At 54.3% G+C, this 20,415-nt stretch carries 19 protein-coding genes; 14 read left to right on the forward strand and 5 right to left on the reverse strand.

Features of this window, described 5'->3' with window-relative positions:
* Nucleotides 1-46 precede the first annotated feature (46 nt).
* Nucleotides 47-1,201, forward strand: a complete 1,155-nt coding sequence (locus KJW29_RS01865) for an AGE family epimerase/isomerase (protein ID WP_214628540.1) — start codon at nucleotides 47-49, stop codon at nucleotides 1,199-1,201.
* A 51-nt stretch (nucleotides 1,202-1,252) separates the two neighbouring features.
* Here the strand turns inward: KJW29_RS01865 and KJW29_RS01870 are convergent, their stop codons facing one another.
* On the reverse strand, nucleotides 1,253-2,209 hold the full coding sequence (locus tag KJW29_RS01870) for an AraC family transcriptional regulator (protein ID WP_214628541.1): 957 nt from the start codon (nucleotides 2,207-2,209) through the stop codon (nucleotides 1,253-1,255).
* A gap of 60 nt (nucleotides 2,210-2,269) precedes the next feature.
* Between KJW29_RS01870 and KJW29_RS01875 the strand changes: the two genes are divergently transcribed.
* The 6 genes from KJW29_RS01875 to KJW29_RS01900 all read left to right on the forward strand — a co-directional run bounded on the left by KJW29_RS01875 (nucleotide 2,270) and on the right by KJW29_RS01900 (nucleotide 9,708).
* Nucleotides 2,270-3,856: a glycoside hydrolase family 43 protein gene (locus KJW29_RS01875; protein ID WP_214628542.1), complete on the forward strand. Its 1,587-nt coding sequence runs from the start codon at nucleotides 2,270-2,272 to the stop codon at nucleotides 3,854-3,856.
* A 188-nt stretch (nucleotides 3,857-4,044) separates the two neighbouring features.
* The gene (locus KJW29_RS01880; RefSeq protein WP_214628543.1) at nucleotides 4,045-4,719 is read left to right on the forward strand and encodes a response regulator transcription factor; all 675 of its coding nucleotides are present in this window, start codon (nucleotides 4,045-4,047) and stop codon (nucleotides 4,717-4,719) included.
* Nucleotides 4,716-6,146 (forward strand): sensor histidine kinase, encoded by a 1,431-nt coding sequence (locus KJW29_RS01885; protein ID WP_214628544.1) that lies wholly within the window; start codon nucleotides 4,716-4,718, stop codon nucleotides 6,144-6,146. The genes KJW29_RS01880 and KJW29_RS01885 overlap by 4 nt, the downstream gene beginning before the upstream one ends.
* Before the next feature lie 163 nt (nucleotides 6,147-6,309).
* The gene (locus tag KJW29_RS01890) at nucleotides 6,310-7,401 is read left to right on the forward strand and encodes a Fe(3+) ABC transporter substrate-binding protein (protein WP_214628545.1); all 1,092 of its coding nucleotides are present in this window, start codon (nucleotides 6,310-6,312) and stop codon (nucleotides 7,399-7,401) included.
* Nucleotide 7,402: 1 nt separating this feature from the next.
* Nucleotides 7,403-9,052 carry an ABC transporter permease gene (locus tag KJW29_RS01895; protein ID WP_214628546.1) on the forward strand — a complete coding sequence of 550 codons (1,650 nt, stop codon included), beginning with the start codon at nucleotides 7,403-7,405 and terminating at the stop codon, nucleotides 9,050-9,052.
* Entirely contained in the window at nucleotides 9,049-9,708 is a 660-nt protein-coding gene (locus tag KJW29_RS01900; protein ID WP_214628547.1) for an ABC transporter ATP-binding protein, read from the forward strand. Before KJW29_RS01895 ends, KJW29_RS01900 begins: the two co-directional genes overlap by 4 nt.
* On the opposite strand, the gene KJW29_RS01905 is transcribed toward KJW29_RS01900, so the two are convergent.
* On the reverse strand, nucleotides 9,694-9,906 hold the full coding sequence (locus tag KJW29_RS01905; RefSeq protein WP_214628548.1) for a cysteine-rich CWC family protein: 213 nt from the start codon (nucleotides 9,904-9,906) through the stop codon (nucleotides 9,694-9,696). The two genes, KJW29_RS01900 and KJW29_RS01905, sit on opposite strands and share 15 nt — an antisense overlap.
* A gap of 78 nt (nucleotides 9,907-9,984) precedes the next feature.
* Nucleotides 9,985-10,794, reverse strand: coding sequence for a Cof-type HAD-IIB family hydrolase (locus KJW29_RS01910; RefSeq protein ID WP_214628549.1), 810 nt, complete (start codon nucleotides 10,792-10,794; stop codon nucleotides 9,985-9,987).
* Between the two features lie 101 nt (nucleotides 10,795-10,895).
* On the opposite strand from KJW29_RS01910, the gene KJW29_RS01915 reads away from it, so the two are divergent.
* Nucleotides 10,896-12,323: a S41 family peptidase gene (locus tag KJW29_RS01915; RefSeq protein ID WP_214628550.1), complete on the forward strand. Its 1,428-nt coding sequence runs from the start codon at nucleotides 10,896-10,898 to the stop codon at nucleotides 12,321-12,323.
* Nucleotides 12,324-12,426: 103 nt separating this feature from the next.
* Here the strand turns inward: KJW29_RS01915 and KJW29_RS01920 are convergent, their stop codons facing one another.
* Nucleotides 12,427-13,545 carry a copper amine oxidase N-terminal domain-containing protein gene (locus tag KJW29_RS01920; protein ID WP_214628551.1) on the reverse strand — a complete coding sequence of 373 codons (1,119 nt, stop codon included), beginning with the start codon at nucleotides 13,543-13,545 and terminating at the stop codon, nucleotides 12,427-12,429.
* 124 nt (nucleotides 13,546-13,669) lie between these two features.
* A complete protein-coding gene (locus tag KJW29_RS01925; RefSeq protein ID WP_214628552.1) occupies nucleotides 13,670-14,584 on the reverse strand; it encodes a phosphatidate cytidylyltransferase in 915 nt (304 codons plus the stop codon).
* A gap of 97 nt (nucleotides 14,585-14,681) precedes the next feature.
* On the opposite strand from KJW29_RS01925, the gene KJW29_RS01930 reads away from it, so the two are divergent.
* From KJW29_RS01930 to KJW29_RS01955, 6 genes are all read left to right on the forward strand, one after another.
* On the forward strand, nucleotides 14,682-15,239 hold the full coding sequence (locus KJW29_RS01930; RefSeq protein WP_087570797.1) for a hypothetical protein: 558 nt from the start codon (nucleotides 14,682-14,684) through the stop codon (nucleotides 15,237-15,239).
* A 99-nt stretch (nucleotides 15,240-15,338) separates the two neighbouring features.
* Nucleotides 15,339-15,560: a DUF1450 domain-containing protein gene (locus KJW29_RS01935; RefSeq protein WP_214628553.1), complete on the forward strand. Its 222-nt coding sequence runs from the start codon at nucleotides 15,339-15,341 to the stop codon at nucleotides 15,558-15,560.
* 95 nt (nucleotides 15,561-15,655) lie between these two features.
* Nucleotides 15,656-16,162 (forward strand): ferritin, encoded by a 507-nt coding sequence (locus KJW29_RS01940; RefSeq protein WP_214628554.1) that lies wholly within the window; start codon nucleotides 15,656-15,658, stop codon nucleotides 16,160-16,162.
* Nucleotides 16,163-16,281: 119 nt separating this feature from the next.
* On the forward strand, nucleotides 16,282-16,842 hold the full coding sequence (locus tag KJW29_RS01945) for a GNAT family N-acetyltransferase (protein ID WP_214628555.1): 561 nt from the start codon (nucleotides 16,282-16,284) through the stop codon (nucleotides 16,840-16,842).
* Between the two features lie 39 nt (nucleotides 16,843-16,881).
* A complete protein-coding gene (locus KJW29_RS01950; protein WP_214628556.1) occupies nucleotides 16,882-18,459 on the forward strand; it encodes an ArnT family glycosyltransferase in 1,578 nt (525 codons plus the stop codon).
* 388 nt (nucleotides 18,460-18,847) lie between these two features.
* Nucleotides 18,848-20,389, forward strand: coding sequence for a trypsin-like peptidase domain-containing protein (locus KJW29_RS01955; RefSeq protein WP_214628557.1), 1,542 nt, complete (start codon nucleotides 18,848-18,850; stop codon nucleotides 20,387-20,389).
* Nucleotides 20,390-20,415 lie beyond the last annotated feature (26 nt).

The following is a 20,415-nucleotide window of genomic DNA, read 5'->3' on the forward strand; positions in this document are numbered from 1 at the left end:
AAGCTATAATTGGCTTATGACATCAACAGAAAGAAGGGTTAAGAGGATGCTGCAGGATAAGGACAAGGCGTGGCTGGATGAGGTTATCGGCAAAATAACGGAGAAGATGGACTGGGTAAGCGAAAAAACGCGGAATAAAATTCCGTACACGACCATCGACGGCACTTTTGACGACCGCTCCATCGACAATCCCACCGGCGACGAGGCGGACGGCATCTGCTGGTGGACCAACGGTTTCTGGGGCGGCATGATGTGGCTGATGCACCACGAGACGGGGCTGGACAAATATAAAGAAATCGCGCAAATTTCCGAGGATAAGCTGGATCTCTGCTTCGAGCAGTTCTACGGCTTGCATCACGATGTCGGTTTTATGTGGCTGCCGACGAGCGTGGCGAATTATAGAGTAACGGGCAACCCGGAGTCGCGCAAACGGGCGCTGCATGCCGCCAATCTGCTGGCGGGCAGGTTTAATCTGGCCGGCGGCTTCATCCGTGCCTGGAACGATCTGGAGGAAGGCGATACGCGCGGCTGGGCGATCATCGACTGCATGCTCAACATTCCGCTGTTGTACTGGGCATCCCAAGAGACCGGAGATCCGCGTTTCAAGCAGATCGCGATGAAGCATGCCGACACGGCGATGGATGCTTTCGTCAGGCCGGACGGCTCCGTCAATCATATCGTGGAATTCGATCCCTTTGAGGGCGGCGTCGTAAAAACGTATGGCGGTCAAGGTTATGAGCAAGGCTCCTCCTGGACGCGGGGACAGGCATGGGGGCTGTACGGCTTTATGATGAGTTACATCCATACCGGCAAAGATAAATATTTGCAGACGGCAAAGCGGATCGCGCATTACTTCATGGCCAACGTCCCGGACAGCGGGATCATCCCCGTGGACTTCCGCCAGCCGGCCGAGCCGCGGCGCGAGGACGATACGGCTGCTGCGATCGCGGCCTGCGGATTGTTGGAGATCGCCAAGGCCGTCGTTCCGAACGAGAAGGACGTTTACGTCAAGGCGGCGCTCCGGATGCTGAAGGCGCTGGACGCTTCGCGCAGCGACTGGTCGCGCGGGACGGATGCGATATTGCAGAACGGGACGGGCGCTTACCATTCCAAGACGCATCACCATGCCATAATTTACGGCGATTATTATTTCATGGAAGCCATTTTTAAGCTGAAAGGCAACGACTTGTACCTTTGGTAGACGCATGAAGAAGCGGGGCGGTTAAGGCGCGGCAAGGAAATATGCGCCTTTTTACTGCCCCGTTTTCCGTGCCGCGGCCCGATATTGCCGCGGCGTCGTGCCCATAGCGGTTTTAAAGCTGCGGATAAAATAAGATACATTGGGGTAACCGACCTCAGCGGATATAAGCTCGACAGAGTACGGGGTCGTGTGGAGCAGCCTGCACGCCTGCTTGATTCTTCGCGCGATCAGATAATCGGACAGGCTGCCGCCAGTCTCGCGCCGGAACAACCGGGACAGATAAAATTTGGACAGATGCAGCGCCTCCGCGATATGCTCCAGCCCGATATCTTCGGCATAATGCTCTTCGATCCATTGCATGGCCTGCTCGGAATAGGTAAAGGGGCGGTATTCGGCCGTTTCCGCCACGGATCCCTGAAGGGAGATCGCCTCCAGATAATGGATGAGCAGCATCGTCATGTCCTCTTCTTCGGCAACGGGATTCGATGCGAAGGGACGATTGTTGTACCGCTCGATGATATGCTCCAAATAACTTAGCTCCCCCTGCAAGTCGATGGCCGATTCTCCCTCCCCGCTCCGCCATAAGCGATCCAGCAGAGCATGTCGGGACGGGAATGGACGCAGCGCCTGCTCGAACATATGCGGCTGGAAGAACATAATCGTTCGCACATAAGGCGTTTCCTCGCTTACGCTTGCGAATACCTTGTGCAACTGATAGGGCTGAAAGATAAACAGCCGGCCCGGCTTCATCTCATAGGTTTTCTGACCGACGATGACGCTGCCCGTGCCTTCGCGGACGAGCAACAGCTCGCAGCAGGGATGCCAATGGTAGAAGCCGGCGAAGACATCGGTCGTCCGGGTGGGAGAACCGAGCAGCAAAGGTTTGCCATGAAACGCGACGGGTTCGAATAAGTAGTTCATGCCTCTATTGTAATCAAAATTCCGACGAAAAACAGACGCCGCTGGCAAACGATGAAAAAGTCTGACTTTTATCTGAAAAAAGTTCATTTCACGCGATGCCTCCCCATGATACGTTGTAATCGTACAAGACAGAGGAGGAGTGGAACGATGACTTTGATAACGAATCCCGTGCTAAGGGGCTTTAATCCCGATGCGTCCATGCTGCGCGTGGGCGACGACTATTATATCGCGACATCAACCTTCGAGTGGTTTCCCGGCGTGCAGATCCATCATTCGCGCGATCTGGTGAACTGGCAGGTGATCGCTCGCCCGCTTTGCGATGCCTCCTTGCTCGATCTGCGGGGCGTTCCGAGCTCCGGCGGCATCTGGGCGCCGGCGCTGACGTACGACAACGGCATGTTTTATCTCATGATTACAAACGTGATGGCGCGTCGCGGCGTCTTTAAGGATTTGCATAATTATTTGCTTACGGCGACCGATATTAACGGTCCGTGGTCGGCGCCGCTTCACTTGAACAGCAGCGGCTTCGATCCTTTTCTGTTCCACGACGACGACGGAACCAAATGGCTGCTCAATATGCGCTGGGACTTCCGAAAGGGGCGGGATCGTTTTGCGGGAGTAGTCATGCAGCAATTTTCGCCGGAGGAGAGAAAGCTTGTCGGACCGGTAAAGACGATTGCGACAGGCACCTCGATCGGCGTGACGGAAGGGCCGTTTATGTTCAAACGGGACGGATGGTATTACTTGCTGCTCGCCGAGGGCGGCACGGGCTGGAACCACGCAGCGACATTGGCCCGTTCGCGCCGGATCGAAGGTCCGTACGAATACGATCCGGAGTCCCCGCTCATCACGACGATCGACGCGCCTGAGCATCCGCTTCAGAAAGCGGGACACGGGGCGGTCGTGGAGACGCAGAACGGCGAGTGGTACCTGTCCTTTATATGCGCGCGTGCGCTGCCCGGCAGACGGCTGTCTCCGCTGGGCAGGGAGACGGGGCTTGCGCGCGTCGTATGGACGGCAGACGGCTGGCTGCGGCTGGAAGGCGGCGGCAAGGCTCCCGGGCTCCGGTTTGCTGCGCCGGATCTTGCGCCCCATCCGATCCCGAAGCTCCCGGATCAAGATGACTTCGACGGAGCTGCGCTCGGGAATGCGTATTTCACGCTGCGAGTGCCGGCGGACGACGAGTGGCTCAGCTTGTCGGAGCGCAAGGGCTTCTTGCGGCTGCGCGGCCGCGAGTCGCTATACTCCTGGTTCCGCCAGAGCATGGTGGCGAGAAGGCTGGCGCATTTCCGCTGCGTTGCCGAGACCTGCGTGGAATTCGAGCCGGAGCACTTTAACCAGATGGCGGGATTGACGCTGTATTATGACGAGAGCGACCACTTTTACTTGCTGGTAACCCGCGACGAGGAACGGGGCAAGCATATCCGGCTGATGACCACGAAGCAAGGGCAATACGACGAGCCGGATGACGCCTTCGTCTCCGCCGAAGGCTGGGAACGTTGCTATCTAAAGGTAATCGTCGATGGCGAGCGCGTGCAATTCCACTGCTCGCCGGACGGCTCGGAGTGGCAAGCGGTGGGTCCCGCGCTGGATCTTGGGCAACTGTCCGACGAATACGAAGGCAAGCTTGGATTTACCGGCACGTTCGTCGGCTTATGCGCGCAAGACTTGTCGGGCACGATGAAACACGCGGACTTCGATTATTTCAAGTACTTGGGGGAAGACATCGAATAAGCGATAGAAACATTTAAAGCGGGAAATGAGGTCAGCCGAAGGGCTGGCCTTTTTGCTTCGACGTCGGCTATAACAATAGTCCGCTAAAGCTGGCGGGCATAATATTGCGAAGCAGGCTTGCGCGATAATGATGAGAACGATTATCATAAGAAGACATGCCACAATGGAGATGGGGGAAGTCCTAAGAGATGAAACGGATATTGTTAATCGAGGACGAGGCGCATTTTGCGGCGTTTATGGAGCCGGAACTGAAGCATGAGGGTTTCTCAGTGACGGTTGCGCGCGACGGCAGATCCGGTCTGGAGCTCGCGCTGGGCGAAGCCTGGGATCTCGTGCTGCTGGATCTGATGCTCCCGGAAATGGACGGCGCCGATGTGTGCCGGGAAATACTTAAATACAAAAAAACGCCGATTATTATGATTACGGCGAGAGATAGCGTGTCGGACCGCGTATCCGGTCTGGATAGCGGGGCCGACGACTACATCCCGAAGCCGTTCGCCATCGAGGAGCTGCTCGCTCGCATTCGGGTTGTATTTCGGAGGCAAGGGGAGTCGGCGGATCCCGGATCCCTTCTTGCCGGCGGCAATCTGACGTTGGAGCGGGAATCGCGAATCGTCAAGAAAGCCGGCACGGTCATTGCGCTAACGAAACGGGAGTTCGCGCTGCTGGAAGCGCTGATGAAAAATGTTAATCGCGTGATGTCGAGGGAAACGCTGCTGAATACGGTATGGGGCTACGAGGCGGTTGTGGACGCCAACGTCGTCGATGTGTACATTCGTTACCTGCGGAACAAAATCGACGAGCCCGGGTCGCCCAGCGTTATTGAAGCCGTCCGAGGAATCGGCTACGTGATGCGCAGATGACGGCGGTATTCGGCAAGCGACGCAAGCCGTCACTTAGGAAGTCTTCCGGCAAGCTGCCGTTTCATTGGCGAATGACCTTGCTTGCAGCCATTCTGCTGAGCGTGCTCGTGACGGTCAGCAATTTGACGCAATACTTCTTTGTAGAGCGATGGATGGTGCGTCAGGAGGAAGCCAAAATAAGGCAGGACATGCGGGAGCTGCTCAACGAGCTGCTGGCCAAGGAAATTCAAATAACGCCGGGCAACGAAACGTTGCTTCGGCTTTATTTGGAGCGGGCCAACGTGCATGGAGGCATGATTCGGCTGCTTGATTCCAATGGGGATACGGCGATTATTGCGGGGAATACGATATCAGCCGAAAGGATTCCATTGCGCTCGTTGACAGACCTAAGCCCTGGCTCTGTGCTTTACGAGGACGGTGTGCTTGCGATGCGCAGTCCTATAACGATTTTCAACTTCCAAGGCACAATTGAAATGGTGCGCAGCATGGAGGAATTGGAACGTTTGATCGCCCGGTTTTTTCGGATTATGATTATCTGCTGCGGAGCTGCTCTTTTGCTCAGCATCGCGGGCGGCAGACTGCTGGCCGTCGGTCTCATCCGGCCGTTGCGTGCCATGAATGCGACGATGAAGAAGGTCAGGCAGAATGGCTTGCAGGAGCGCATGCCGGTTACGGGAGCCAAGGACGAAATTACGGCGCTGCAGACGATGTTTAACGGCATGATGGATGAAGTGGAGGCGTCGTTCGGCAGGCAGCGGCGGTTCGTGGAGGATGCGTCGCATGAACTGCGAACGCCAATCGCCATTATGGACGGGCATCTCCGAATGCTAAGCCGATGGGGCAAACACGATCCGGACGTAACGGAAAATTCGCTGCGAATAGCGACGGAGGAGCTTGAGCGTCTGAAAGGGCTTGTCGATAATCTGCTGCTGTTATCGCGTGCGGAACGTACGGAAGAGCTGGAGCCTCGCGGCATCTGCGAGCAGCCGTTAACTGTCCTTAAGGATGCGGCGGATAAACAAATGATGATGACCCCCGAGTATGTCGTAAACGTAGAAGCTGGCATGCTGGAGGAGGTATCCATAGCGATCGGCGAACATGAGCTGGCCCAATTGCTCCGCATCCTTTTGGATAACGCCGTCAAATATTCCGGAGAGGGCAGAGTCATCGCTATTATCGCCGAATTGGACGTCGATCAGGTGCGGCTGTCGGTAGAAGATCGGGGAGTAGGCATATCGGAAGAAGATATTCCCCACGTATGGGATCGGTTCTACCGGGCGGACAAGGCGAGAAGCGGCGGGCAAGGAGGATACGGGCTGGGACTGCCCATTGCAAAATCGCTCGTTCGCAGGCACGGGGGCGACATCGTATTGACCAGCGAGCTCGGCGTAGGGACAAAAGTGACGGTTTCTCTGCCCCTGGCTTAGTGAAATTCTCCCGCTCCAACATAAGGTAGCAATAGTCCCCGTATAAATTCGTTCAATAAAATTATCGTTTTCACAGCGTTTTCTCATTATTATTCGCTACAATTGGCGGTAATGATATTCATTATCACGAATGAACGATATGGACATGAGAGGAACGAAGGAAATGAATAAAAAGTACGTAACAAGCACGGCTGCGATTATTTTGGGAGCATCGATGATGCTGGCGGCCTGCGGGGGCAACAATGAATCGAATGCAAATGGCAAGCAAGAAGGAGCGGGAGCCGTTAAGACGGAGAGCGACTCTGGCGTCGTAAACGTGTTTACGGCCCGCCATTACGATATCGACTTCGCGATGTTCGACGAATTCGAGAAGGCGACGGGCATTACGGTCAACGAAATCAAAGGAACGGCAGAAGAATTGGTGGAGCGCATGAAGCGGGAAGGCGAAAGCACGGAAGCCGACTTGTTCATCACGGTCGACGGCGGCATCCTGAACTATGCAAAGGAGAATGGCGTGCTGCAGCCGATCGACTCGGACGCTATTTTGGCCAACGTGCCGGAGAGTCTTAGGGACACGGATAACCAGTGGGTGGGCCTGGCTACTCGTGCCCGGGTCATCGTATACGACAAAGAGCTCGTGAAGCCCGAGCAGCTGTCTACATACGAAGATCTGGCGGGCGAGCAGTGGAAAGGCAAAGTGCTCGTACGGTCCTCCAGCAACCTTTACAACCAGTCTCTCGTCGCTTCCATGATTGATTTAAATGGCGAAGCGGAAACGGAGAAGTGGGCGCAAGGGCTGGTCGGCAATTTCGCGCGCGACCCGGAAGGCGGAGACCGCGACCAAGCCAAGGGCATTGCGGCCGGCGTCGGAGAAGTGGCGATTATGAATACGTACTACATCGGACAGATGCTTAACTCCAAGGAAGCCGAGGAAGTGAAGGTCGCAGAGAGCGTCGGCGTGTTCTTCCCGAACCAGGAGACGACAGGCACGCATCTCAACATTAGCGGCATCGGCCTCGCGGCTCACGCAAAAAACAAGGACAACGCGCTTAAGCTGGTGGAATATATGACAAGCAAGGAAGGCCAGGAAATGCTGACGAACGGCAGCTTCGAATTCCCGGTCAACAAGAATGCCGAGCTTCCGGCGCTGCTCAAGGAATGGGGCGAATTCAAGACGCAAACCATCGACTTCGCGAAGCTGGGCGAGAACAACAAAGCGGCAACGGCTCTTATGACCAAGGTTGGCTGGAAATAAGATGTTCCTATCCTTGCTGCAGGGGTTTAGACAGAGATGGAACGGATGGATCGCGATCAGCGGAATAGGGGCTCTTGCAGCCCTTCTTCCGTCTCTTTATATTTTGGCGGGATTATGGGGAGAGGCAGGGGAGAACTGGACGCATATCCGGACCTATATTCTCCCTTCCCATTTGATGGAGTCCTTGCAGCTTGTATTTGGCACAGTAGCGGCTTCCGTTGCGATCGGAGTGTCGCTGGCATGGCTTGTCGCCGCGTATGACTTCCCGCTTCGAAGGATGTTCTCCGCCTTATTGGTGCTCCCGCTGGCGATCCCGCCTTACATAGCGGCCTATACGTACGGCGATATGCTCAGTTATACCGGCACCGTGCAGAAGCTGCTGCGAAATGGGCTTGGCTTGACGCCGAACCAGCGTTATTTCGATATCATGTCGATGCAGGGCGCCGTTTTTATTTTTGCCATGTTCCTGTTTCCGTACGTCTACCTGATGACCAAATCGTTTCTGGAGCGGCACAGCGCCGCCTATATCGAAAATGCCAGGCTGCTGGGGCACAGGCCGCTTTCCGTTTTCCTTCGGGTCGTCCTGCCGCTGTCTCAGGGAGCCATTGTGGGCGGAGCGAGTCTTGTCGCGTTCGAGGTGCTGGGCGATTACGGGGTGGCCAAACATTTCGGCATCCAGACCTTTACGGTCGCGATCTTTAAAACATGGTTCGGCATGTATGATCTGGAATCGGCGATACGGCTCGCTGGGGCGCTTATGGGCGTATTAATCGGAATCTTTGTCATAGAAAGGCTGCTGAGGAGCCGCAAGCGGTTCAACGCCTCTGTAAGCGGAGGTGCGGTGCTAAAGCGAAAAAGGCTGCGGGGGATCCCGGCTGCGCTAACGGTTGGCTTTTGTTCCATCGTGGTTTTGTTGTCCTTTATTATCCCGGTCGCGCAATTGACGGTATGGGCAACATGGACGTACGACGACATCTGGAACGACAGGTTCCCGACGATGATTCGAAACACGGTGTCGGTTTCTGCAGCCGCGGTGTGCATCATCATGCTGATGTCCGTCATTGCGGCCAATTCGCTGAGAATGTGGCGAAGCGGCTTCACGCTGGCAGGGAGCAAGCTGCTCTTGATGGGATATTCCATCCCGGGAGCCGTAATGGCGATCGGAGTGCTGGCCCTGTTTCTGTCGCTGGATCAGGCGCTATCCGGCTTGTACGGCATGATGGGCTTGGGAGAAGGAAAGCTGGTGCTTAGCATGTCGTTAGCCATGCTCGTATTCGCCTTCGTCGCCCGTTTTTTGTCGGTCGGCTTTAATGCCGTCGACGCCGGTTACGACCGAATCGGGACCAAATACGCGGAGGCTTCCAGGCTTCTTGGCTACGGAGCGACGAGTACCTTCTTCCGTATCGATTGGCCGCTCCTAAAGGGCTCCATTTTGACAGGAGCCATTATGACCTTTATGGAGGTTGTAAAGGAGCTTCCGCTTACGTTGCTGCTTCGGCCATTCAACTTCGATACGCTGGCGACCAAGGCTTACCAGTATGCGAGCGACGAGCAGATTCATCAAGCTTCCTTGCCTTCGCTTCTTATCATTACGCTTGGCGTTGCGTCAGTCTGCTTGTATCATTTTATCGGTAGGGGGGAGAAGGCGTGACATACGTCGGCCTTAAGGGAATTGCTTATGCTTATGCTGGAGCCGGGAGCGATGTTCTTTCGGAATTTTCATTAACGCTTGCACGGGGAGAGACGGTTGGTCTGCTTGGAGGTAGCGGAAGCGGCAAGAGTACGCTGCTCCGTCTGATCGCCGGCCTTGAGAATCCGAAAAGCGGCGAGATAACCATTGACGGCATCGTCATGGCAGGGGGAGGGCGCTTCGTTCAACCCGAGCATCGAGGCGTAGGCATGGTGTTCCAGGATTACGCCTTGTTCCCGCATATGACCGTCGCCAGAAATATCGCTTTCGGATTGCGGGGGTTGTCGCGTTCGGAACAGGCGGCGCGCACGGAGAACATGCTGGAGCTCATCCAGCTGCAGGGCTTTGGCGGACGGTACCCCCACGAACTGAGCGGGGGGCAGCAGCAGCGCGTCGCGTTCGCCCGCGCGCTGGCGCCGCAGCCGAAGCTTCTGCTCATGGATGAACCGTTCAGCAATCTCGATGCGGCGCTTAAGGGAGAGATTCGTCTGGAGCTCAAGGAGCTGCTGAAGAAGTCCGGCATGACCTCTATTCTTGTTACGCATGATCTGGCGGATGCGGAGGCGATCTGCGACCGGATCGTAAATATGCCAGAGCAGGTCTTAAGTCTCGTTTGAGCTTTTAGTGTCAGGGTCTTTCTGGAATTGCTCCACGCAGTGACGGCAAATGCAACTGACGCCAAGGAAAGGCTCGGGAACTCGCTTAAGAAGCTCCGCCGGAATGGAGGCGCGGAAGCACCAGCAATCCAGTTCTGCCTCTGCGCTCTCCGCCGCGCAGTCGTTTTCTCCTCCGCAGAGCGGACAGATAGGATTCATCGAAAAATACAGCTCCTTTCGAAGAGAAGCCCTGCAGCGTTAGTCGCCGCAGGGCTGCATTTGTTTAACGGCTAAAGGTCAATGCTGCTTCGCCGGCTCCAAAATAAACTTTTCGATCACATGGCGAACGCCTTCTTCGTTATTGGAGAGCGTGACGTAGTCCGCAATCTCCTTGAGGGCATCAATACCATTGGCCATGGCGACGCCAAGACCGGCAGCCTGAATCATCTCGCGATCGTTCCATGCGTCGCCCATCGCGATCGTTTGCTCCATCGAGCAGCCGAGATGCTCCGCCATAAATCGCAGCGCATGTCCTTTTGTCCCTTCCTTGTGCATAAACTCCAAGTAGTGGGCCTTGGACTTCGTAATATGGACCCGATCCCCGATCAGCGGATCCAGTTCCAGCGCGATGGCGTCGAGACGGGCGGGATCGTCGATAATGAGCATTTTGTTAAGCGGCTTCGTAATGAGCTTGTCAAAGTCGGGTTCGATCCTGTAAGGGATGTTCGACAGCCTGGAATAGGCTTTGATCCGGTCGTTATCTTCCGTGCCGTACAGCTCGTCGTCTACGTAAAGCTGCAGATGGAGGCCATGCTTTACGCAATATTCGTGCAACGCCAGGGCGGCGTCCGTCGGCACATTGCGCTCGTAGAGCACTTGGCCGTCCAGCAGTGTTTTGACTAGCGCTCCCTGATACGTAATAATAGGTACATTAAGTTCAATCTGACGGGCAATTTGCTGCGCCGATGCGAACATGCGGCCGGTGGCAAGCGTCACTGTCACTCCGGCGGCGATCGCAGCCTCCATCGCCCTGCGGGTTCCATCCGTCACAGTCAGTTCATCTGTCAGAAGCGTGTCGTCCACATCAATGGCAATCAGCTTATACATAATTACGGTAAGGCTCCTCTCGGCGTCCAATCTGTATCGTGTAGCGTCATAATAAGGTTGATTGTAGCGAAAATCGAGCCTACATACAAGGAGATCCTCACATGCACAACTATGAATCAAGGCCGGCGAAGCAGCGCTCAGGCGCCATCTATGCGATAGGAGCGGTGCTGCTTCTTGCTGCGGGCTTCGCACTCGGCATGTTTTTCATGAGTACCCGGTACCCCATGATCAAGGAACCGTTGTTCAAGCAAGTTAATGACTCGTATGTTCACGTTCTTAACGATTATCTAAATGACACGACGCCAGAGCAGCTCATTCAGGGAGCGGCGGTCGGCATGGTGGACGCGCTCAAAGACCCTTATTCGCATTACTTGCCCGGAGAAAAGGGGAAGGCGTATACGGACTCCTATGAAGGGCAATTTTACGGCATCGGCGCCGAGATGAGGCAGGAGGACGGCAAGGTTATGGTCAGTCATGTCATCAAAGAAACGCCTGCCGAGAGGTCGGGGATGCAGCCGGGCGACGTAATAATCGCAGTAGACGACGTTGACGTAACCGGCAAGTCGCTGCAGGATCTGCTGGGCATTGTAAGAGGCGAAGAAGGCACGAAGATCAAGATCCGGGTCCAGCGAGCCGCTGAGAAGGATCCCCTTGACTTTACGATGAAACGGGCGGCTATCCCCGTGCATACCGTTACCTCCGAGAGACTTGAGGATGGCATCGGCCTTATCACGATCAGCCGTTTCGCCGAGGAAACCGGGAAGGAATTCAAGGCGGAGCTGGATAAGCTTAAGGCGGAGGGCGAGCTGAAGGGGCTGCTGCTGGATCTGCGTTCCAATCCCGGCGGACTGCTGCAATCCACGACCGAGATCGCCAATATTCTTATTCCAAAGGACAAAAAAATTCTCGACATCGTCTACAAGGACGAACGAAGAATCGTATCGCTGACGTCGAAGCAGAAGGAGAAGTGGACGGTGCCGATCGTCGCGCTTGTCAACGGACGTTCCGCCAGCGCGAGCGAGGTGCTCGCCTCGGCGCTCAAGGAATCGGCAGGCGCGACGCTTGTCGGCGAGAAAACGTACGGCAAAGGCGTGGTTCAGGGCTACAAGCAATACAAGGACGGTTCCGTAATCAGCTTGACGGAAGCGCAGTGGAAGACGCCTGGCGGCACATGGATCAACAAGCAAGGCGTGACCCCGGACCACGTTGTGGAGCTGCCGGAATATGCGTCTCTGCATCAGCCGCCGCTGGGTACCGAGCTAGCCAAGGGCAGCTATGGGGACGAAGTAAAGCTGCTGCAGGGGATGCTGAATACGCTGGGCTACGGTCCTTCGGGTCAAGACGGATTGTTTGACGCTCAGACCGAGGCAGCGCTCCGCAAGTTCCAGAGCGAAAACGGCTTGACGTCGAACGGGAAGTTTGCCGACGCGACCAGCCATAAGCTGGTCGAAATGCTGCGCGAGAAGCTGGGCAGAGAGGATACCCAGGAGCAGAAGGCGATCGAGTTGTTGAAGCAGGCGCAGCAGTAATAATGATAAAAAACAGGAAGAGATACCCGATCCCATTGGGCGTCTCTTCCTGTTTCTTTGCCATGATAGATGAGTTCTCGTTCCCCGGTCAGTTCTTCCTCGTTCAGCCCTTCGGCGTCAGATCGATCTGGACGTCGTCCAGGTACCACGTCGTCAGACCTTCATAACCGGAGTCGCTGCCGATGATGACGAAAAGCTCGCCCTTGTCGTTCGACTTCAGCGTCGTTTGATGACTCATCGGCTTCGCCTGGAAACCTTCGACGGAGTCGTCCGGCACGACCATGTTGCCGACGTTTTTGAGATCGGCACCGTCCTGCGACTGGTTGCCCTTGTCCGCGTTCAGGATGAAGTAAGGTTCTTCTCCATGCACATGATCCAGGCGGAGCGCTTCGGGCTTCGTTGCGACGAAACCCGCTTTGATATAGACCGATTCGCCAGGGGAACCGCCTACGCCCATCATGCCGCCAGGCACGTCTGTATACAGCTTAAAAGCAACGGAGGCATCGTAAGTCCTATTCGGCTCAAGGCCGCTGATCTTCTTCGTTACGAACATAAAGAGATCATCGCTGCGGTTCATGCCGACCATCTTTAGACCGTAGTTGCTTTTGTTATCCGACAAATCGATCAGCCCGCGCCTGAACTCCAGGTTGTAGATGTTGGGATTGTAGGCTACAGGCAAATCGGCGAAGCCGCCTTCCCAGCCGTCCTGGCCTTGGTCGAACGAAAATTGATGCGACACCGTCTCGGCCTTTGCCTGGATAATAACCTTGCGGCCAGCGTTCTCCCAGGTTGTGGTTGCGGCGAGAAGGTCGGCTACGCTCTTTGCCGGGATGAAAGCCTGTCCTTGCTTAATAACGACTTTGGCCGGGAGCTTGATGCCCTTGACGTACGTTCCCGTCACGCTATCCTGGCCTACCGTCAACAGAACGGTCAGACCGGCTCTCTCCAGTTGGATGGTCCGATCCGTATCGTTCCAAGTGAGCTTGGCGTCCAGTCCTTCCGCGAATGCGCGGGCGGGAACCATGGCTACGCCTTTCTCGATATATGGAGCTTGCTTTAATTCGATCGTCCCATCGTTGTCAACGGCGTTTAGACTTCCTATTTGGAATTGTACGGATGGAGCAGCATTGCCGGCACCAAATGCCATCGTTGCATGCAACGATGCCGTCATTGTAAGCGCCGCGAACATTGCCACAGCTTTTTTGCGTTTGTTCTGCTTCATGAGGTGCACCTGCCTTTAAAATATTGGAAATTATATGATTTCTGATGGCGCAGCCGTTTCACCTTGACCGGTTTAGTTGTTTGCTTTCGCGTACTCATAAACGGGGGCGGGCCCATAAAGGTTGCTACATGAAGTCGAAAAAATAGCGAATGACATGAAAAAAGACCGGCGAAGCGTAAGTCAGACTATCGACGCGGCTCAAAAAGCTTTTTTTCGAACTCTTGAATTTGTTGTCGTCGCCAAGCAATAAATCCCGCTTTAAAACGGACACGGTCAAGCTGCCGAAAAAGCCGCTTAAACTGATGAGCATGCCCGATAACACGCCAAACAGCTGGTCGAGCGGCGTCAAATACGGATAAATGAACGTCGAGACGGCGGTCGTCACGACGAATCCGCAGGCGAAACCCTCCCAGGTAATATAGGGGTTTGCGGTCGGAATCACCTTTCGTTTGCCTCCGTAAATCGATACGAGATAATTTACGACATCGTTGATTTGCGTCAGCAGCACCAGAAACAGGACGATTCCCGCGCCATACTCCGGCGTCGCGAATTGGAAATAAGCAAGATGGCTGAGCCCGAACACCATCAGCATAAGTCCCCATTGCGTCGAACTTACGCTGCGCAGAAAGCCTGCGGTTCCTTTGTTAATGAGCCTGGGCATGGGAAGAAGCAGGAACACGTAGACGGGAATAAACACGATAAACATCCCGTACCACTCGATGTAGATCCAGTAGAACTGCACGGGAATGGACAAGTACGCCCAGAGAAACAATCTGCGGTCCGCCTTTCTCGTCTTGATCATGGAGAAATATTCCTTCAGCGAGAAAAACGACAGCACCATTAGAGAGAGAAGGGAAACGACCGGATTGATGATCGTGGCCAGGCAAAAGACAAAGAACATGCCCCACCACGTCTTGATTCGGAAAGCGATGACTTCATGATCCTTGCGGGACAACATGCGATCGGCCACCAAGTAAATTAAATTCACAATTAATAACCCTGCAAATACGACAACCAGCGCCGTTATGGAATCGTTCATACGGAATCACCATCTTGATCCAGGATAGATTACTATAAGGCAACACTATGTTATTATGGAGGAAGATCGATGATTTGATAAGGGGATAACGTAAAAAATGGAACGCGACGTATCGGTTTTTATTTTGCTTACGAATACCGGGACGCTTTTTACGAAGGTTATACAAAGCTATACGAAAGCACCTTATAACCACGCTTCCATCTCGTTCGACCGGGAGCTGTCGGAGCTGTACAGCTTCGGGCGCAAACATCCCAGCAACCCGTTCGACGGCGGCTTCGTCAAGGAAGACATCAAAACGGGGACGTTCAGCAAATATCCCGGTACGACCTGCGTCCTCTACGAGCTCGCTATTACGCGGCGCGAGGAAGAGAAAATGAAACGGGTGCTGCGGTTTTTTATCCGGAGCCGCGGGAAATTTCTGTACAACCTGCTCGGCGTAATCGGCGTCGCCTTAAAGGAGCCGGTCGAGTTCAGCAACTCCTACTTCTGCTCGCAGTTCGTCGCCGAGATTTTGTCCCGTTCGGGAATCAAGCTGTGGAACAAGCTGCCCGCGTTGGTCACGCCGGACGACTTTCGCCAGAATGATCGACTGGAGCTGATCTACGAAGGAAAGCTGAGTCAATACGATCCACATGCCATCCATCGTTTTCGTTAAGCGAATTGGAGCTTGTCGCTTGACAACGGGAATGATAATTACTATCATCTTAAATGAGAGGAATTATCATAGTTTGTTTACTTGGCGACGAGGTGGAACATGAAGAAGGTCAAATATTGCAAACGCAACTTCAAACTGGGCTCCAAGTCGGTCTATAAGGCGATGAAGGAGAAGTACCCCGAGATCAAGGGGAAAAAAAGCGACTGTTTGGGCAATTGCAGAACCTGCAAGATGGAATGTTTTGTCGTCGTCAAATCGAAGGCAGTCACTGCGCCAACGCCGGAACAACTCTACAAACGATTGAAAAAAATGATTGGTTAACTCTATAATTGGGAAATATAGGAGGGGCGTCCATTTGCCGCCTCTCATTTTTATGTTAGAATAAATACAAATAAGAAGGCGAGGTGCACATTATTATGAAAGACTCTTTGGCTCAAGCGTTAAACGAACAAATGAACTTCGAGTTCTACTCCGCACACGTGTATCTTGCGATGGCTGCATACTGCTCCGGCGACAGCCTGGACGGTTTCGCTAATTTCTTCATCGTACAGGCGGAAGAAGAACGATTTCACGCCATGAAAATTTATAAGTTCCTGAACGACCGCGGCCGCCGAGCGACCCTTGATGCGCTGCCGGAACCGAACAATGAATACGACTCCGTGCTGCATGCCTTCGAGCAAGGCTACAAACATGAGCAGCAAAATACGGAACGCTTCTACAAGCTGTCCGACCTCGCGATGAACGATCGCGAGCACGCGACGATCAACTTCCTGAAGTGGTTCATCGATGAACAGGTCGAAGAAGAAGCGTTGTTCGACAGCATCATCAACAAGCTGAAGCGGATCGACAAGGACAGCAACGCGTTCTACATGCTGGACAACGAGTTCGCCGGACGTTCCTTCACTCCGCCAGCCGGAGAGTAACGAAAGCTTGACGGCAGGGACATAACCTATAATAGAGCTTCTCCTATGCATGGATGGACATGCTCGGGAGGGCTCTATTTTTGTAAAAATACGGCTATTCAGTGGAGGAGAGGTATATTATGATAGATTCAGCTACGGTCAAAGACGCGGATGCATTACTGCCGCTACTGTTATCCGCGATCGGCCCTATTGCGCATACGCTGTCGGGCACGACCGACGATGGAGAGACATGGGATGTGCTGCGCGATTTCCTGTCTTCGGAGCATAACCGTCTCAGCTTCCGCAATATTTTGGTGGAACGAAGAGACGGTGCGGTCGCAGGGATGCTGATCGCTTATTCCGGAGATGCGGCAGAGGAACTGGATCGTCCCATCCGAGAAAGGCTTGAGTCTCTGCATGGGGAGGAAGCGGCAAGCGCGGTCGTGACGGAATGCAAACCCGGCGACTATTACCTGGACTCTATTGCTGTGGATGAGCGGTTTCAGGGACAGGGCATCGCCAAAAGCCTTATCGCCGCATTTGAGGAACGGGGACGATTACAAGGTTACGATAAGTTATCTCTTATTGTAGAGCCATACAATGAAGGCGCGTACGCGCTATACCGCAAGCTGGGATACAAGGATGACGGCTTGTGGCAGGTGAGCGACGGCGCGTACAAACGAATGATTAAACAGTTGTAGCCCTTCGCGTGCCGGATGGCTGCCATCGGGGGAATCTGGGTGAAGGTTGTCCGAAACAAAACATGGCTGTGGATACGGAGCAATCCGCTCCTTATTTTGATCTTTGCGGTTGGAGCTTTCATACGCTTGTGGTATGGGGGTTCGCTGCCACCCGGGCTTAATCAGGACGAAGCGTCAATCGGGTATGACGCGTACGCCATTCTGCATCATGGCGTCGATCGTAACGGGGTGTCGCTGCCCGTGCACTTGATCGCTTGGGGAAGCGGTCAGAATGCGCTGTATGCGTACCTGTCCATGCCGTTTATTTATGTATTCGGGTTAAACGAATGGTCCGTTCGCGCCGTCAGCATGCTGATGGGTCTTATTGGCATGGGGACGATGTACGGCATAGGGCGCAAGCTGTTCGACTCCCGCCGAGGCGCGTTGATCGTGCTGTTCCTCACAGCGATATGCCCATGGCATGTCATGATGTCCAGATGGGCGCTGGAATCGAATTTGTTCCCGACGCTGGCGCTGCTGGCAGTCTACTTCTTGCTGCTCGGCCTGGAGAGGCCGAGGTGGCTGTTCGGCTTCACCGTCATGCTGGCGTTGTCGATGTATGCTTACGGAACGGCCTATTTTTTTGTTCCCGTATTCGCGCTTGCCGCCGCGATTTATCTGTGGGTATCGGGGCGGATAAAGCCGCCGCTTCTGCTGGCGCACGGAGCGCTCCTGGCTCTGCTGTCGCTGCCGATTCTATTATTCCTCTATATTAATAGAGCGGATAAGTCGGAGATTGTTACGCCGTTTTTTACGATTCCCAAGTTGACGGTGCCGCGCGTGGAGCAGGTATCCTCCGTGTTCTCGGGTAAGGTTGCCGAAGGAATAGCGGCACGCTTGAGAAGTTTGCTGGAGCTTCTGATCTCGGGGACCGATGGACTGCCCTGGAATGCCATGCCCGACTTCGGCTACCTTTATCCTATCGCGATCCCTTTCCTCGTTATTGGAATCGGCGTTATTGCGGGAAAGGCATTTGTTGCCAAAAGCGCGCCCCATGTCATTGTGGGATTGTGGTTGATAACGGCCATGCTTATGGGGCTGATTATCGATATAAACATGAACCGAATGAATATAGTATTTTATCCTTTGATATTGCTTGCGTCGGCGGGAGTTGTCTGGAGCGGAGAGCAGATCCGCCACTCTCTTAAACTGTCGATCGCCGCGTTCACGATTTTTTTCGCCATGTTCGGCTGGCAGTACTTCACGAAGTATCCGGAGGAGATCGGCCCGTCCTTCTACGAATCGTTCGGAGACGCGATCCGTTACGCATCGGATGCAACCGACGGTCCCATCTACGTGACCGACAAAGTCAATATGCCCTACATATACGTTTTATTCTACGAAAAGATCCATCCCGAGGCGTTCGCAAGCTCCGTCGTGTATGCCAATCCGGGGTCGCCATTCCAGCAAGTGGCCTCCTTCGGCCGATACATCTTCGGCCCTTCTGTTGCCGAGTCTGGCAGTCCCGCCGTATACATAGTGCCTAATTACGAGCTGCCGCCTGCCGCTACTCTGGAGGGCTTTAACGTGCGCTCGTTTAAGAACTATTCCGTTCTGACGGGAGCCTCGTCCAATTAAAGGTCAGGCGGGCCGCTAATCCCTGTGCTGCATCCGGAAATGATAGACATGCCAAAATAAGGATGATAGGATTAATAGAGAAATAGTACATATAGTGCGAGTTCAAAAAGTTCGGTTTTCAGCACAATTGCTTATGCTTCCGATGCTGCGTTTTTTTCAAAAACGCTGTAGAAGAGTGGATGAAGGTAGAAACTGAGGAGCGGAGCGTAGTGGAAGCTACGTGAGCACCTGCAATGTTTCCGGAGGAAACATACTTCGAAAGCATATGCTTAGTTTCGCCTGAATTCAATATTCGATGTCGAGTAGGCTTCATGGCATACTTCGTGATCAAAAGCGGACTTTTTGAACAACCTCTAGTAATGACATGGGAGATTGAGAGGAGCCGGAGATGAAACATTACACTTGGTATAAGGCCGCGGTCTGCACGATGCTTGCCGCGGGGCTGCTGTTCGCCCCTCTTGCCGGAACGGGAAGTCACGCCCATGCGGCAACGGCGAAGGCGACAGCGGGCGAGTCGCAGCAGCAGCTGTCCATCTGGGTGGACGGGAAGAAGCTGCCTGCTCCCGTGGTGAAAGTAAACGGGGTGGCGCTTGCGCCGATGAAGGAGCTGGCCGAAGCTCTGATGGCCGTGTCGGTGCTTGAGCCGAAGACGGGCGCGATGATCGTGAGAGCAGGCGGTTTGACCGTAACGATGTCGCCTGGCAAGAAGGAAGCTATCGTGAACGGCACGACGGTATTCATGGCGACGCCGGCGTTGCTGAAGGATGGCGTTCCGTATGTTCCCGTGCGATTTCTGGCCGAACTGCTCGAGGCAACCGTAAAGTGGGATGCCGCAGGCAATGCGATTAAGATCGAGACATGGGACTATTATGGCGAAGAAGAGCCGTTCGAAGAGGAATGGGAGCTTCCCGAACTGCCGAAGCTGTCGGCCAAGGATATCGTGAATCAATATGACGGCAGCGTCGTCATGATTATGACGAATAAGGCGCAAGGCAGCGGTATCGCGGTCGGCGAAGACCTGATTTTGACCAACTATCACGTCATGGAGGATGCTACCTCGGCCACCGTATACGATATTTATTCCGACGAGATGAAGGTCAAGGGAGTCGTGGCCTACAATGAGGTCGCGGATCTCGCCATTATTCGTACGGAGCAGCCGCATGAGCTTCTTCCTGTCGAGATCAGTTATGACTACTATGCGGACAAAGGCGACCGCGTCGTGGCGATCGGAAGCCCGCTAGGCCTTCAGAATACCGTCTCCGACGGATTGATCAGCAATCTGAGCTTCCAAGCCGGCGTCAGCTGGATTCAGTTCAACGCGCCGACCGATCATGGCAGCTCCGGAGGAGCGTTGTTTAATGAATACGGTCAATTCATCGGCATTACGTCGGCAGGTTATGATAACAGTCTGGCCGATCTTAACTTCGCCGTCTCTGCCTTTCATGCGGCCATGCTGCTGGACGAGGTGACGGAAGATAAGGTGAAGAAAGCGAAGTTCCTGGATCCGTCTCTGCCTGAGACGCTTGCAGGCGCACCGTTATCCAAGATCCAGAATCTGTTGAAGGAGGAATTTTCCTCGGTTGTCACCTCCGTCGGCGAAGCGGAATTTACGAAGTGGGAAGCGACGAGGGATGCGGAAGGCTGGCTCGTGCTGACGGCCAATATCGATCCTCTCTTCTACCTTTATTCCGCGAATCAGGTAGAGGACCAGCTTAAGTTGTGGACGATTCTGCTGGGTCAGGAATTCCACCGGATGCTGCCGGACGAGAAAATTCAGGTATTGATCAACTTCGAGCGGGATTACGGCTTCCAGCCGCGAGGCTTCGAGCAGGGAGAAGTAACGTTCCTCGGCGAAGGCAAGTGGCGGGTCAAGCATACCGTCATCGATATGCAGCTTAAGGATCAAATGTACATTCGGACAAGAATGTAGACGGCTCGGCGCCGATCACCGCGGAA

Origin of the sequence: Paenibacillus agaridevorans, assembly GCF_018604145.1 — a bacterium.
In the GTDB taxonomy this organism is placed as follows: Bacteria; Bacillota; Bacilli; order Paenibacillales; family Paenibacillaceae; genus Pristimantibacillus; species Pristimantibacillus agaridevorans.

Coding starts and splice junctions, on each gene's coding strand:
- KJW29_RS01945 (WP_214628555.1), top strand. CDS start 16,282: ATGATAGATTCAGCTACGGTCAAAGACGCGGATGCATTACTGCCGCTA.
- KJW29_RS01935 (WP_214628553.1), top strand. CDS start 15,339: ATGAAGAAGGTCAAATATTGCAAACGCAACTTCAAACTGGGCTCCAAG.
- KJW29_RS01895 (WP_214628546.1), top strand. CDS start 7,403: ATGTTCCTATCCTTGCTGCAGGGGTTTAGACAGAGATGGAACGGATGG.
- KJW29_RS01930 (WP_087570797.1), top strand. CDS start 14,682: ATGGAACGCGACGTATCGGTTTTTATTTTGCTTACGAATACCGGGACG.
- KJW29_RS01905 (WP_214628548.1), bottom strand. CDS start 9,906: ATGAATCCTATCTGTCCGCTCTGCGGAGGAGAAAACGACTGCGCGGCG.
- KJW29_RS01885 (WP_214628544.1), top strand. CDS start 4,716: ATGACGGCGGTATTCGGCAAGCGACGCAAGCCGTCACTTAGGAAGTCT.
- KJW29_RS01955 (WP_214628557.1), top strand. CDS start 18,848: ATGAAACATTACACTTGGTATAAGGCCGCGGTCTGCACGATGCTTGCC.
- KJW29_RS01875 (WP_214628542.1), top strand. CDS start 2,270: ATGACTTTGATAACGAATCCCGTGCTAAGGGGCTTTAATCCCGATGCG.
- KJW29_RS01910 (WP_214628549.1), bottom strand. CDS start 10,794: ATGTATAAGCTGATTGCCATTGATGTGGACGACACGCTTCTGACAGAT.
- KJW29_RS01865 (WP_214628540.1), top strand. CDS start 47: ATGCTGCAGGATAAGGACAAGGCGTGGCTGGATGAGGTTATCGGCAAA.
- KJW29_RS01925 (WP_214628552.1), bottom strand. CDS start 14,584: ATGAACGATTCCATAACGGCGCTGGTTGTCGTATTTGCAGGGTTATTA.
- KJW29_RS01890 (WP_214628545.1), top strand. CDS start 6,310: ATGAATAAAAAGTACGTAACAAGCACGGCTGCGATTATTTTGGGAGCA.
- KJW29_RS01920 (WP_214628551.1), bottom strand. CDS start 13,545: ATGAAGCAGAACAAACGCAAAAAAGCTGTGGCAATGTTCGCGGCGCTT.
- KJW29_RS01915 (WP_214628550.1), top strand. CDS start 10,896: ATGCACAACTATGAATCAAGGCCGGCGAAGCAGCGCTCAGGCGCCATC.
- KJW29_RS01940 (WP_214628554.1), top strand. CDS start 15,656: ATGAAAGACTCTTTGGCTCAAGCGTTAAACGAACAAATGAACTTCGAG.
- KJW29_RS01880 (WP_214628543.1), top strand. CDS start 4,045: ATGAAACGGATATTGTTAATCGAGGACGAGGCGCATTTTGCGGCGTTT.
- KJW29_RS01870 (WP_214628541.1), bottom strand. CDS start 2,209: ATGAACTTTTTTCAGATAAAAGTCAGACTTTTTCATCGTTTGCCAGCG.